Origin of the sequence: Micromonospora sp. 067-2 (assembly GCF_046549295.1) — a bacterium.
GTDB lineage: Bacteria > Actinomycetota > Actinomycetes > Mycobacteriales > Micromonosporaceae > Micromonospora.
In genome coordinates this window covers 143198-154826 of record NZ_JAJPWB010000012.1, presented here as the reverse complement: position 1 = coordinate 154826, position 11629 = coordinate 143198, and the positions used below count along the sequence as shown (strand labels likewise).

The following is an 11629-nucleotide window of genomic DNA, read 5'->3' as shown; positions in this document are numbered from 1 at the left end:
CGCCCGCAAGTAATGACCGATCCGACTGCAACGCCTTACGACCCTAGTCGTGGGCGGAATCGCAGGTCACCCGCTTTCGCACGTGGTGGTCGTCACGACGGGTGCCCGCGTGTCCCGTCCCCGCGTGGGGCAGGATGATCGGCATGACTGCGAGCGAGGGGCCCACCGTCGGGACGCTGGTCCTGCTGCGGCACGGTGAGAGCGACTGGAACGCCAAGAACCTCTTCACCGGCTGGGTGGATGTCGACCTGACCGAGAAGGGCGAGGGCGAGGCGCGGCGCGGCGGCGAACTGCTGCGCGAGCACGGCCTGCTGCCGGACGTCGTGCACACCAGCGTGATGCGCCGGGCGATCCGCACGGCCGAGTTGGCGCTGAGCGCCGCCGACCGGCACTGGATCGCGGTGCGCCGGTCGTGGCGGCTCAACGAGCGCCACTACGGTGCCCTGCAGGGCAAGGACAAGAAGCAGACCCTGGACGAGTACGGCGAGGAGCAGTTCATGCTCTGGCGCCGGTCCTACGACACCCCGCCGCCGCCGATCGCCGACGACGACGAGTGGTCGCAGGTGGGCGACCCGCGGTACGCGCTGCTGCCGACCGAGCTGATGCCGCGCACCGAGTGCCTCAAGGACGTCGTCGACCGGATGCTGCCGTACTGGTACGACTCGATCGTGCCGGACATCCTGGCCGGCCGGACGGTGCTGGTGGCCGCGCACGGCAACTCGCTGCGGGCGTTGGTCAAGCACCTCGACCAGATCTCCGACGAGGCGATCGCCAAGCTGAACATCCCGACCGGCATTCCGCTGCGCTACGACCTCGACCCGCAGCTGCGCCCGCTCACCCTGGGCGGCACGTACCTCGACCCGACCGCCGCCAAGGCGGCCGCGGCCGCGGTCGCCAACCAGGGCCGTTGAGCAGACGGCGAACGCCCCCGGAATTCCCCGGGGGCGTTCGTCGTACGAGGGTCAGCTCGCCGAGGGCGACGTCTGCCCGGTGATCAGGTAGACCACGTGCTCGCCGGCGTTGACCGCGTGGTCGGCGAAGCGCTCGTAGAAGCGACCCAGCAGGGTGGCGTCGATCGCCGTCTCCACCCCGTACGGCCAGTCGTCACCGAGCAGCACCGCGAACAGGTTCTTGTGCAGCTCGTCCATCGCGTCGTCGTCGCGGTCCAGCTCGCCGGCGAGGTCGGCGTCGGGCTTCGCCAGCACCGAGCCGATCTTCACGGCCATCCGGTCGGCGATGTCGGCCATCTCGGTGAAGATCGTCCGCAGCTCGGCCGGCACGGCGGGTGAGGGGTGCCGGCGCAGCGCGGTCTTGGCCACGTGGTCGGCGAGGTCGCCCATCCGCTCCAGGTCGGCGGCCACGTGCAGTGCGGTGATCATGGCCCGTAGGTCGGAGGCGACCGGCGCCTGCCGGGCGAGCAGGTCACAGACCCGCTCCTCCACGTGCCGGTAGAGGTCGTCGATCTCGGCGTCCCGCTCGATGACCGTCTCGGCGGCCTGCCGATCGGCGGTGAGCAGTGCCCGGGTGGCCTGGCGCATGGCGGCGCGGACGCCCTCCGCCATGTCCACCAGCAGTTGGCTGACGATCTGGAGGTCGGCCCGGAACTCGTCGCGCATCATCACGTCCTGTGGTCGGTCGCCGCCGGCGGGTGCCGGCGCAGGGGTTGAGCAGGTACGCCGCCAACGGTAGGTGGCGCGGACGGACCCCGGATGAACCCGGGTGAACGACGCCGGACGCAGGAGTGAACATTCGCGAAAGTGAGGGTGGTTCGTCCTGGTCTCTGTGGTAGCCAGGTTAACAATGACCCTACGATCGCCGGGTGGAGTGGGCAGTGGCGGTCGTGGTGGCCGTGGCAGTGGCGGCCGGGCTGGCCGCCCTTTTCCTGCTGCCCCGATTCCTGCGAGCGCGGGACGGTCACTCCACGTCAACGGGGAGCGCACGCTTCCGCTGGAGCAGGGGGAGGCCCGCGATAGCCGACGAGCAGCAGGCCGGGCTGGGCCGCCGGACGATCGACTCGCTCCGGGCCGGTGTCGTGGTGCTCGACAACGACGACACGCCTGTCCTGATCAATCCGGCCGCCCGCGCGATGGGTCTGCTGCGCACCGGCAGCACTCCAGGTTCGATCGCCGCGCACCCGTTGATCCGTACCCTCGCCGGCCAGGTGCGACGCACCGGGGTGCGGCGCGAGATCGAGTTGGACCTTCCCCGGGGCCGCGACAGCGCGGGGGAGAACCCGCTGGGCGTGCACCTGCGGGCAATGGGTCTCGGCAACGGTTTCATCGCGGTTGAAGCGGTCGACGTGACCGAGTCGCACCGGTTGGCGCGGGTGCGACGTGACTTCGTGGCCAACGTGAGTCACGAGCTCAAGACCCCGATCGGGGCACTCCAGCTGCTCGCCGAGGCGCTCCTGGACGCCACCGAGCCGGCCGACGCCGCGACGCCCGACCTTTCCGAGGATCTGGTCGCCGCGCGCCGGTTCGCCGAACGGATCCAGCACGAGTCGACCCGGCTGGGCCGGCTGGTGCAGGAGTTGCTGGAGTTGACCCGCCTGCAGGGTGCCGAGCCGCAGCCGCCACCGGAGCCGGTCGGGCTGGACTGGGTGATCGCCGAGGTGGTCGACCGGACCCGCACCACCGCCTCGGCCCGGGGCGTCGAGGTGACGGTCGCCGGTGAACGTGGCCTCACCGCGTACGGAAGCGACAGCCAACTCGCCACCGCGGTGGCGAACCTGGTGGAGAACGCCATCAACTACTCGGGCGAGGGTACGACGGTGCGGGTCACCAGCCGTGGCAACGACGAGCACGTCGAGATCGCCGTCGCCGACCAGGGCATCGGCATCGCTCCCACGGATGTGGACCGGGTCTTCGAGCGGTTCTACCGGGCCGACCAGGCTCGCTCGCGTGCCACCGGCGGCACCGGCCTCGGCCTGGCCATCGTCAAACACATCGCCAGCAACCATGGCGGACGGGTGGAGGTGTCGAGCACTCTAGGTGGTGGATCGACGTTCACCCTCCGGCTGCCCGCCAGCCCACCGGACGACCTGCTGGCGACACTGCCGCCGGCTGGGATCGAGGCCGGTCCGGCCGGGTTACGGCAGGTCTGACAGCTATGAAAGGAACCCCCCGTTGAGCCGCGTTCTGGTGGTCGAGGACGAGGAGTCGTTCTCCGACGCCCTGTCGTACATGCTCCGTAAGGAGGGCTTTGAGGTTTCGGTCGCCGCTACCGGCACTGACGCCCTCACCGAGTTCGACCGAACCGGCGCGGACATCGTGCTGCTCGACCTGATGCTGCCCGAGATGTCGGGCACCGAGGTCTGCCGGCAGCTCCGGCAGCGCTCGGCCGTGCCGATCATCATGGTCACCGCCCGGGACAGTGAGATCGACAAGGTGGTCGGGCTGGAGATCGGCGCCGACGACTACGTCACCAAGCCGTACTCGCCTCGCGAGTTGGTGGCCCGGATCCGGGCGGTGCTGCGCCGGCAGAGCCCGGAGGTGGCCGAGGCGGGTGCCCCCACGCTGGCCGCCGGGCCGGTTCGGATGGACATCGAGCGGCACGTCGTGACCGTCGAGGGTGGTGCCGTGCAGCTGCCGCTCAAGGAGTTCGAGCTGCTGGAGCTGCTGCTGCGCAACGCCGGTCGGGTGTTGACCCGGGGTCAGCTCATCGACCGGGTCTGGGGCGCCGACTATGTCGGTGACACCAAGACGCTGGACGTGCACGTCAAGCGGCTGCGCTCCAAGATCGAGCCCGAGCCGTCCGCGCCGCGCTTCATCGTGACGGTCCGGGGTCTGGGCTACAAGTTCGAGCCGTGATCGGCGTACCCGAAGGGGGTGTGCGCTCGACGCAGGCCCCCTCCGGGCTGTCCGCAGGTGGTCAGCGGACGACCTTGACGTTGAAGATGGCGGTGTCGAGCCGGCCGTAGAGCCGCAACCAGAGCGGCAGCAGCATCTCGGTGCCCCGCGCGGTGGAGAGGTCACCGAGGTCGATCACGTCGGTGTGCCCGAAGCTGGTGAGCAGGTCGGTGACGACCCGCTTGGCCTCCGCGTCGTCGCCGGAGACGAAGACGCTGTGTGCGCCGTCCGCGAGCTGGCGTGGGTGCACCATCAGCTCGGCGGTCAGTGTGTTGAGCGACTTGACCACCCGGGTCTGCGGAAACTCGCGCTGGATCTGCTCGGCGAGGGAGTCGGTGTTGTGCACTGACAGGCTGGGCGGAAAGCCCGCACCGAAGTCGAGCGGGTTGGCGATGTCGAGCAGGATCTTGCCGGCCAGGTTCGGTGCGCCGGCCGCGGCGAGCGCCGGCAGGGAGCCGCTGCCGCTGGTGGCGTTCACCACCAGCTCGGCGGCGCCGGCGGCCTCGCTCAGGGTCGCCAGACCGACCTCGGGGTGCTGCGCCGCCCAGCCGGCGAATTCGCCGGCCCGTGTGACCGTGACGTCGCGGGTGCCGATGGTGACCTGGTGGCCCAGCTCCGCCGCGCGAACGGCGACCGTCTGCCCGACCGAGCCGGTTCCGAGAACTGCGATACGCATGTCGATCGATCCTCCGTCGGGGCGCGGGGTGGCTCGCGCCGATTGCGAGCACACTAACAGACAGGTCTGTCTATTGCGGTGGAGCTGGGCTGGGCTCGGGAGTGTGTGGAAGCTCCTTTGGAGCTGATGTCACAAACGAATCACCCTCTGACGTCGTCGGCGACTCAGCTCCAAAGGCGTTCCGGAGTGGCCCCCACCGCGCCGGTGTCACAGACAGAACCGTCTGTAGGATTGGGCGCGTCACCAGCATGTCGAGGGAGTATCGATGCCCGCGCCCCGCACCCCGGCCGGCTCGGCCCGGGGCCGGATCCTGGACACCGCGTTCCGGCTCTTCTACACGCACGGGCCGCGCGGCGTGGGGGTGGACACGGTGATCGCCGAGTCGGGCGTGGCGAAGGCGACGCTCTACAAGCACTTTCCGCGCAAGGACGATCTCGTGCTGGCCTACCTCGACCGGGTCGACCAGAACTGGTTCGGCGCACTGCGGGCTGCGGCACGGGACGCGGGCGACGAGCCACGCGACCAGCTGATCGGGATGTTCGACGCGCTGGCGGGCGCCTGCCGCCGAGACGGATACCACGGTTGCGCGTTCATCAACACCGCTGCCGAGTCGCCCGCCGGAGGTGCGGTGCACGCCCGGACGGTCGAGCACAAGACCGTGGTCCGTGCCTGGGTGACCGAGCTGGCCCGTCAGGCGGGCGCGTCCGATCCGGAGCTGCTCGCCCGGCAGCTCACCCTGTTGCTCGACGGCGGGCTTGCCAGTGGTGTGCTCGACGGTGATCCGCTGATCGCCGACGCGGCCCGGCGCAGCGCCCGCACCCTGGTCGACGACGCCTTGGTCCACACGTCGGGGTAGGCATCCTCGCCGAACACGCTTGTCCGCGGGCGCGCCACGGCGGACTCCACCAGGCCGGCGTCTCTGATCCCGACGCCGACCTTACGGGCGATGGCGGCCACGTCGGCGAGCGTGGGATAACGCAGCTCCGTCATCACTCGGCCAGGCGAGCGAGCAGAGCGGCGTGGCGCTCGATGATCGTGTCGGCGAGGTCGCCGAACTCCTTGGCATTCCGCCGTGCCAGATAGTCGTCGATGGCGGTGACGACGACGGCGTGCATCGCCCGCCCCTCCTCGTCCGCAACCAGACGAAGCCGGCGTTCGCGCTCGTCGTCGAGTCGGAGTGTCATGGCCATCCAGGAATGGTGGCAGGATTGCTACCAAGATCAGCTAGAGCTGGTCGGCGGGGTGGGGGGCGACCATGCCCTGCTTCGTCCGGGCCGCGCACAGCTCGGCCAGCCGCTCGTACGCAGCGGCGCCGATCAGCGCGGTCAGCTCCGGGGAGTACGAGAGGTACATCGGCTCGGCGCCCACGTGCGCGTCCGTCGAGGAGGTGCACCACCAGTCCAGATCGTGCCCGCCGGAACCCCAGCCCCGCCGGTCGAACTCCGACAGCGTGGAGACCAGCACCCTGGTGTTGTCCGGACGCGTGACCCAGTCCTGGTCACGCCGGATCGGCAGCTGCCAGCAGACGTCCGGCTTGTACTCCAACGGGTGCACCCCGTCGCGCAGTGCCTGGGCGTGCAGGGCACAGCCACCCCCGCCGGTGAAGTCGGCGTCGTTGAGGAACACGCACGGACCGTCGGCCTGCTGGGTGGCGGTCCGGCGGGCCGGGTTCTTGCCGTCGATGGTGTCCTCGTCGGTCCAGTTCTTGAACCCCCGACGGAAGTGCTGCCAGGTCGACGGGGTGAGCAGCTTGACGGCGTTGCGGACCCGCTTCTCGTCGTCGGAGTCGGTGAAGAACGCCCCGTGCGAGCAGCAGCCGTCCGCCGCCCGACCGGCGATGATGCCGTGGCAACCCCGGCCGAAGATGCAGGTCCAGCGGGAGAGCAACCAGGTCAGGTCGGCTCGGATGAGGTGGGTCTCGTCCGCCGGATCGGCGAACTCGATCCACTCGCGGGGGAAGTCCAGCGGCACCTCGCGGCTGCGCGGGTCGCCCGGATCGTCCACCAGCACGCGGAGCTCCATCGTCACCCGGCACAGCGTACGCCCGGTGACCTCCGCGGGCCGGCGAGCCGGGCAAACGTGTTGCACCTAATGTCTTCACCATGCGACTGGGTGTCCTCGACGTCGGATCCAACACGGTGCACCTGCTGGTGGTGGACGCGCACCACGGCGCGCACCCGTGGCCGGCGCACTCCGAGAAGGTGGTGCTCCGCCTCGCCGAGCAGATCGGGCCGGACGGCGCGCTCACCGATGCGGGTGCGGACGGCCTGGTCAAGGCGGTCGGCATGGCCAAGGCGGCGGCGGCCGGGCTGGAGGCGGACGACCTGATCGCCTTCGCCACCTCCGCCGTACGCGACGCCACCAACGCGGCCGAGGTGTTGGCCCGGGTCCGTGACGAGACCGGCGTACGTCTGGAGGTGCTCTCCGGCGCGGACGAGGCGCGGATGACCTTCCTTGCCGTACGGCGCTGGTTCGGTTGGTCGGCGGGGCGGCTGCTGGTGCTGGACATCGGCGGCGGCTCGCTGGAGATCGCCGCCGGGATCGACGAGGACCCGGACGTGGCGGTCTCGCTGCCGCTCGGCGCCGGCCGGCTGACCCGGGAGCGGCTGCGGGTCGACCCGGAGAGCGCGGTGCCGCCGTCCGCCGAGGCCGTCCTGAAGCTTCGGGAGTACGTCGACGGCCGGCTGGACAAGGTCGTCGACCAGATGACCGAGGTGGGTTGGGAACGCGTCGTGGCGACCTCGAAGACGTTCCGCACCCTGGCCCGACTGGCCGGGGCGGCTCCGTCCGGGGCCGGCCTCTGGGTGCGGCGCAGCCTGACCCGCGCCGGGTTGCGGCAGGTCATCGGCTTTATCCGGCACATCCCGCCGGCCCAACTCATCGAGCTGGAGGGGGTCAGCGTGGGCCGGGCCCACCAGTTGCTGGCCGGCGCGGTGGTCGCCGAGGCGGTGATGCGCCGCCTCGATCTGGATTCGCTGGACATCTGCCCGTGGGCGCTGCGGGAGGGGGTCATCCTCCGCCGACTCGATCAACTCGAACCGATGTGACCGGCAGGGTGGTTACGGCTGGTTTGCCGGAACTCGTTCCGTTGGCCGTGTGCCCGCCGGGCTACTCTGGCTGATGTGACTTCCCGCGTTCCGGTGCTCCTGTCCAGCTCGTCGGTCTTCCCCGAGCCGACCGCGGCGGCGTTCCAACTGGCCGCGGCGCTCGGCTACGACGGCGTCGAGGTGATGGTCTGGACCGACGTGGTCAGCCAGGACGGGGGTGCGCTGCGCGGCCTCTCCACGCACTACGACGTGCCGGTGCTCTCGGTGCACGCGCCCTGCCTGCTGGTCACCCAGCGGGTGTGGAGCCCGGACCCGTGGGCGCGGCTGCGCAGGGCCGCCGAGCTGGCCGAGTCGCTGGGGGCACCAACCGTCGTGGTGCACCCGCCGTTCACCTGGCAGCGCGACTACGCCCGTAACTTCGCCGAAGGGCTGGCGACGGTCGCGGACCGGTTCAGCGGGCTGCGCTTCGCGGTGGAGAACATGTACCCGGTACGGATGGCGGGCCGGCAGTTCGTTCCGTACGTGCCGGGTTGGGATCCCACCGACACCGGCTATCCGTCGTACACCCTGGATCTGTCGCACTGCGCGGCGTCGCACAGTGACCCCCTGGACATGGCCGACCGGATGGGCGCGGGGCTTGCCCACGTGCACCTCGGCGACGGCACCGGCGAGGGCCGCGACGAGCACCTGGTGCCCGGGCGCGGCACCCAGCCCTGCGCGGAGCTGCTCTCCTCGCTCGCCGGGCGGGGTTTCACCGGGGCGGTGGCGGTGGAGGTGGCCACCCGGGGAGCGAAGAGTCGCGGCGTACGCGAGGCGGACCTGCGCGCCGCGCTGGAGTTCGCGCGTCAGCACCTGACCGCGCCGTCGCCGATCGACGCCTGAACGCCGGCCCGGCAGCAGGAGCGGGCCGGCCGGACGTCGACCGGTGCGGCGTGGTGTCAGCTGACCGTGGTCAGCGACTCGGCGCCCACGGTCGGCTGGGCAGCGACCGTCACCTGCTCGCCGACCGCGGCACGCTTGCGCGCCCGGTGCGCCGCCACGTGCGACCGGGTGGCACAGCGCTCGGAGCAGAAGCGCCGGCAGCAGTTGGACGAGGTGTCCAGGTAGACGTTCCCGCAGCGCTCGTCGGCGCAGACGCCGAACCGGGCACTGCCGTACTCGCAGAGCCAGACCGACAGCCCCCAGGCCGCGCCGGCCAGGTATTCGGCACTGACCGAGGCGCCCCGGCTGGTCACGTGCATGTGCCAGTCGCTGGAGTCGTGACCGGAGATACGCGGCTGAACCGGGAACGCCTCGAGCAGGGCGTTGAGTTCCGCCACCGCCTGGGCGTCCCGCCCGGAGGTGCCGTACTCGAAGACGTCGCGCAGCCGCTTCTGCGCCCGTCGGAAGATGGCGACGTCCCGTTCCGCGACCTCGTCGCGCATCCAGGCGTTGTCGTCGGGGAAAATGGCCCGCAGGTCGTCGAGGTCGTCCAGGCGGGCGTTGACCAGGTCAACGCCGGTCCGCGCGTACGCGTCGAAGTTCACGCCCCCAACGGTAGACGACTCACACGGCGCGCGGCGCGTCGATGTAGTGCGGCAGGAACCGCGCGTAACCGTCGGTGATCAGGCTGGTGCTCTCCCGCACCCCCACCCCGGCCGACTCGCCGTCGACGATCCAGCTGCCCAGCACCATCCGATTGCCGGCGAACTGCGGCAGCGCCCGGAATTCCTGGTAGCACCAGCCCTCGTCGCCGTAGATCCCCGGGTTGGTGATCTCCTGCTTCCCGGTGACGATGCGCACCGAGCCGCCCTCGCGGCCGAGCAGCGGCTTGGCCACGTACTCCGGCATGCCGCGCGGCGAGTCGAGGTACGCCGGCAGCAGGTACTCGTGGCCGGGGTAGAGCTCCCAGAGGACCGCGAGCAGCGCCTTGTTGGACAGCAGCAGCTTCCAGGCCGGCTCGATCCAGGTGGTCGGGGTGCCCGGAGCCAGGGCCGCCGGCCCGTACGGCTCGGCCAGCATCCACTCCCACGGGTAGAGCTTGAAGCAGGTCGTCACGGGTTGGTCGGCGGCGTCGACGAAGCGGCGGCCGTCCCAGCCGATCTGCTGGATCGGCTGCAGCTCGACGGTCAGCCCGGCCTGCCGGGCCGTCTCCGCGAGGTAGCCGGCGGTCATGTGGTCCTCGCCGGACTCCTCCTCGTTCGACCAGAGCACGTGCACCCGAGGGTCCTGCAGCCCGGCCCCGAGCTTCGCCCAGGCGCTGACCAGCCGCTCGTGCAGGCTGTTCCACTGGTCCAGCTCCGGGCGGGTCTGCTCCAGCCAGTACCACTGGATGATGCTCGCCTCGACCAGGGCGGTGGGGGTGTCGGCGTTGTACTCCAGCATCTTCGGCGGCCAGGTGCCGTCGTAGGCGAGGTCGAATCGCCCGTAGAGGGTGGGGGGCGACTCCCGCAGCGACCGGGCCACCGCCTCGGCCGCCCACTCCGGGATGCCGAACTCGGCGTACCGGCGGTGGGTCACCACGTGTTCGGCGGCGGCCACCGACATCCGGTGCAGCTCCTCGGTGGCCTCCTCCAGGCGTAGCACCTCGTCCAGCTCGAAGGCGTACGCGGCGGTCTCGTCCCAGTACGACATGATGCCGCCGTCGGGCAGCTCCGTGTCGACGTAGACCAGCCCCTGCGCCCGGATGGTGGCGTCCCAGTCGGGTCGTGGTGTCACCGGTTCGCGGCGCACCTCAGCCGCCGCAGGCGGCCAGGTGGGTGCCGAACCCGCCGCGCTCGGGCAGGGCCGCGGTCGTCGGTGCGGGGGCGGCGCGGCTGGCGGCCGGGTCAGCGACCCGCATCGCCAGCGCGACCGTGTCGCCGCCGCCGACCGGCCCGAGGGCGCAGTCGTCGTCATCGTCGTCCGAGGTCAGGTTGCAGCCGGAGAGTGCGAGCGCGAGAGCGGTCAGCGCGCCGAGCTGCACGGAGGCCGACCGGAGCCGGCGGCGAGGGCGTTGGTCCACGGCATCGTTGTAGCCGATCGACGCCAGCGCCGCTGCCCCGCCCCCTGGGCGGGGCCGGCCCGGCCGCCCCTCGGCGGGGGCCCTGGCAGGGGCGATACGCTCGGTTCATGCTCCGTTCCGTCATCCTCGCCGCCTCCCGGTCATCCCAGGTCGAGCGGCTCGTCGCGACCGCCCCGTTCACCCGGGACGTCGTCCGCCGGTTCGTCGCCGGCGCCGCCACCGACGACGCGTTGCGCGCCACCCGCGAACTCGTCGACGACGGTCTGGCGGTCACCCTCGACCATCTGGGCGAGGACACCGTCACCCCCGAGCAGGCCACCGCCACCCGGGACGAATACCTGAGGTTGCTGAGGACGCTCGGCGCCGCCGGGCTCACCCCCGCCGCCGAGGTGAGCGTGAAGCTGTCCGCTCTCGGTCAGATGTTCGACGAGCAGTTGGCGTACGACAACGCGCGGGCGATCTGCGCGGCGGCCGACGCCGCCGGCACCACGGTCACCCTGGACATGGAGGACCACACCACCACCGACTCGACGCTGGAGGTGCTGGGCAGGCTGCGCAAGGACTTCCCGTCGACCGGCGCGGTGCTGCAGGCGTACCTGCGTCGGACCGAGTCGGACTGCCGCGAGCTGGCCTCCGCCGGGTCGCGGGTGCGGCTGTGCAAGGGCGCCTACAAGGAGCCGGAGTCGGTGGCGTACCAGTCCACCCGCGAGGTGGACAAGTCCTACGTCCGCTGCATGAACATCCTGATGTCCGGCGACGGCTACCCGATGCTGGCCACCCACGATCCTCGGATGATCGCCATCGGCGAGGATCGGGCCCGCTGGTTCGACCGGGAACCGGAGCGCTTCGAGTTCCAGATGCTCTACGGCATTCGTCCCGAGGAGCAGGCCCGGCTGGCCGGCGAGGGCTACACGGTCCGCACCTACGTCCCCTACGGCGACGAGTGGTACGGCTATCTGATGCGCCGGCTCGCCGAGCGCCCCGCCAACCTGGTGTTCTTCGGCCGGGCCCTGATCTCCAAGAAGTAGACGCGACGGTACGGCCCAGCGGGCCGGCGGTGACCCTGTGGTCCCCG

14 protein-coding genes are annotated in these 11629 nt (G+C 71.1%); 7 read left to right on the top strand and 7 right to left on the bottom strand.

Translation table 11 applies throughout. From position 1 onward, the window contains the following. Nucleotides 1–143 precede the first annotated feature (143 nt). Nucleotides 144–911, top strand: coding sequence for a phosphoglyceromutase (locus ACLJN9_RS27190; protein WP_410814462.1), 768 nt, complete (start codon nt 144–146; stop codon nt 909–911). A 51-nt stretch (nt 912–962) separates the two neighbouring features. Here the strand turns inward: ACLJN9_RS27190 and phoU are convergent, their stop codons facing one another. Beyond that, entirely contained in the window at nt 963–1616 is a 654-nt protein-coding gene (gene phoU / locus ACLJN9_RS27185; RefSeq protein WP_410814461.1) for a phosphate signaling complex protein PhoU, read from the bottom strand. A 203-nt stretch (nt 1617–1819) separates the two neighbouring features. Here phoU and ACLJN9_RS27180 point away from each other — a divergent pair, with 203 nt between their 5' ends. Then, nucleotides 1820–3103, top strand: a complete 1284-nt coding sequence (locus ACLJN9_RS27180; protein WP_410814460.1) for a sensor histidine kinase — start codon at nt 1820–1822, stop codon at nt 3101–3103. Nucleotides 3104–3125: 22 nt separating this feature from the next. Continuing rightward, nucleotides 3126–3809, top strand: a complete 684-nt coding sequence (locus ACLJN9_RS27175) for a response regulator transcription factor (RefSeq protein ID WP_039906992.1) — start codon at nt 3126–3128, stop codon at nt 3807–3809. 61 nt (nt 3810–3870) lie between these two features. On the opposite strand, the gene ACLJN9_RS27170 is transcribed toward ACLJN9_RS27175, so the two are convergent. Next, entirely contained in the window at nt 3871–4524 is a 654-nt protein-coding gene (locus ACLJN9_RS27170) for an NADPH-dependent F420 reductase (RefSeq protein WP_410814459.1), read from the bottom strand. 265 nt (nt 4525–4789) lie between these two features. On the opposite strand from ACLJN9_RS27170, the gene ACLJN9_RS27165 reads away from it, so the two are divergent. Beyond that, nucleotides 4790–5380 carry a TetR/AcrR family transcriptional regulator gene (locus tag ACLJN9_RS27165; RefSeq protein WP_410814458.1) on the top strand — a complete coding sequence of 197 codons (591 nt, stop codon included), beginning with the start codon at nt 4790–4792 and terminating at the stop codon, nt 5378–5380. A gap of 133 nt (nt 5381–5513) precedes the next feature. Here ACLJN9_RS27165 and ACLJN9_RS27160 read toward each other — a convergent pair whose 3' ends face one another. Together ACLJN9_RS27160 and ACLJN9_RS27155 are read right to left on the bottom strand one after the other, a co-directional pair. Then, nucleotides 5514–5714 (bottom strand): hypothetical protein, encoded by a 201-nt coding sequence (locus tag ACLJN9_RS27160; protein ID WP_410814457.1) that lies wholly within the window; start codon nt 5712–5714, stop codon nt 5514–5516. Nucleotides 5715–5748: 34 nt separating this feature from the next. Then, a complete protein-coding gene (locus ACLJN9_RS27155) occupies nt 5749–6546 on the bottom strand; it encodes a hypothetical protein (protein ID WP_410814571.1) in 798 nt (265 codons plus the stop codon). An 80-nt stretch (nt 6547–6626) separates the two neighbouring features. On the opposite strand from ACLJN9_RS27155, the gene ACLJN9_RS27150 reads away from it, so the two are divergent. Further along, nucleotides 6627–7571: a Ppx/GppA phosphatase family protein gene (locus ACLJN9_RS27150; protein WP_410814456.1), complete on the top strand. Its 945-nt coding sequence runs from the start codon at nt 6627–6629 to the stop codon at nt 7569–7571. Nucleotides 7572–7646: 75 nt separating this feature from the next. Further along, nucleotides 7647–8453: a sugar phosphate isomerase/epimerase family protein gene (locus tag ACLJN9_RS27145; protein ID WP_410814455.1), complete on the top strand. Its 807-nt coding sequence runs from the start codon at nt 7647–7649 to the stop codon at nt 8451–8453. 56 nt (nt 8454–8509) lie between these two features. Here the strand turns inward: ACLJN9_RS27145 and ACLJN9_RS27140 are convergent, their stop codons facing one another. From ACLJN9_RS27140 to ACLJN9_RS27130, 3 genes are read right to left on the bottom strand one after another with little or no spacing between them, the layout of a single operon-like run. Then, on the bottom strand, nt 8510–9097 hold the full coding sequence (locus ACLJN9_RS27140; protein WP_410814454.1) for a CGNR zinc finger domain-containing protein: 588 nt from the start codon (nt 9095–9097) through the stop codon (nt 8510–8512). A gap of 19 nt (nt 9098–9116) precedes the next feature. After that, nucleotides 9117–10283 carry a glutathionylspermidine synthase family protein gene (locus ACLJN9_RS27135; protein WP_410814453.1) on the bottom strand — a complete coding sequence of 389 codons (1167 nt, stop codon included), beginning with the start codon at nt 10281–10283 and terminating at the stop codon, nt 9117–9119. A gap of 1 nt (nt 10284) precedes the next feature. Next, the gene (locus ACLJN9_RS27130) at nt 10285–10554 is read right to left on the bottom strand and encodes a hypothetical protein (protein WP_410814452.1); all 270 of its coding nucleotides are present in this window, start codon (nt 10552–10554) and stop codon (nt 10285–10287) included. A gap of 107 nt (nt 10555–10661) precedes the next feature. Between ACLJN9_RS27130 and ACLJN9_RS27125 the strand changes: the two genes are divergently transcribed. Next, the gene (locus ACLJN9_RS27125; protein ID WP_410814451.1) at nt 10662–11582 is read left to right on the top strand and encodes a proline dehydrogenase family protein; all 921 of its coding nucleotides are present in this window, start codon (nt 10662–10664) and stop codon (nt 11580–11582) included. Nucleotides 11583–11629 lie beyond the last annotated feature (47 nt).

What these genes read in the sequence shown, in the direction of transcription:
- ACLJN9_RS27190 (WP_410814462.1), top strand. Translation starts at nt 144, where the DNA reads ATGACTGCGAGCGAGGGGCCCACCGTCGGGACGCTGGTCCTGCTGCGG.
- phoU (WP_410814461.1), bottom strand. Translation starts at nt 1,616, where the DNA reads ATGCGCGACGAGTTCCGGGCCGACCTCCAGATCGTCAGCCAACTGCTG.
- ACLJN9_RS27170 (WP_410814459.1), bottom strand. Translation starts at nt 4,524, where the DNA reads ATGCGTATCGCAGTTCTCGGAACCGGCTCGGTCGGGCAGACGGTCGCC.
- ACLJN9_RS27165 (WP_410814458.1), top strand. Translation starts at nt 4,790, where the DNA reads ATGCCCGCGCCCCGCACCCCGGCCGGCTCGGCCCGGGGCCGGATCCTG.
- ACLJN9_RS27160 (WP_410814457.1), bottom strand. Translation starts at nt 5,714, where the DNA reads ATGGCCATGACACTCCGACTCGACGACGAGCGCGAACGCCGGCTTCGT.
- ACLJN9_RS27155 (WP_410814571.1), bottom strand. Translation starts at nt 6,546, where the DNA reads ATGGAGCTCCGCGTGCTGGTGGACGATCCGGGCGACCCGCGCAGCCGC.
- ACLJN9_RS27150 (WP_410814456.1), top strand. Translation starts at nt 6,627, where the DNA reads ATGCGACTGGGTGTCCTCGACGTCGGATCCAACACGGTGCACCTGCTG.
- ACLJN9_RS27125 (WP_410814451.1), top strand. Translation starts at nt 10,662, where the DNA reads ATGCTCCGTTCCGTCATCCTCGCCGCCTCCCGGTCATCCCAGGTCGAG.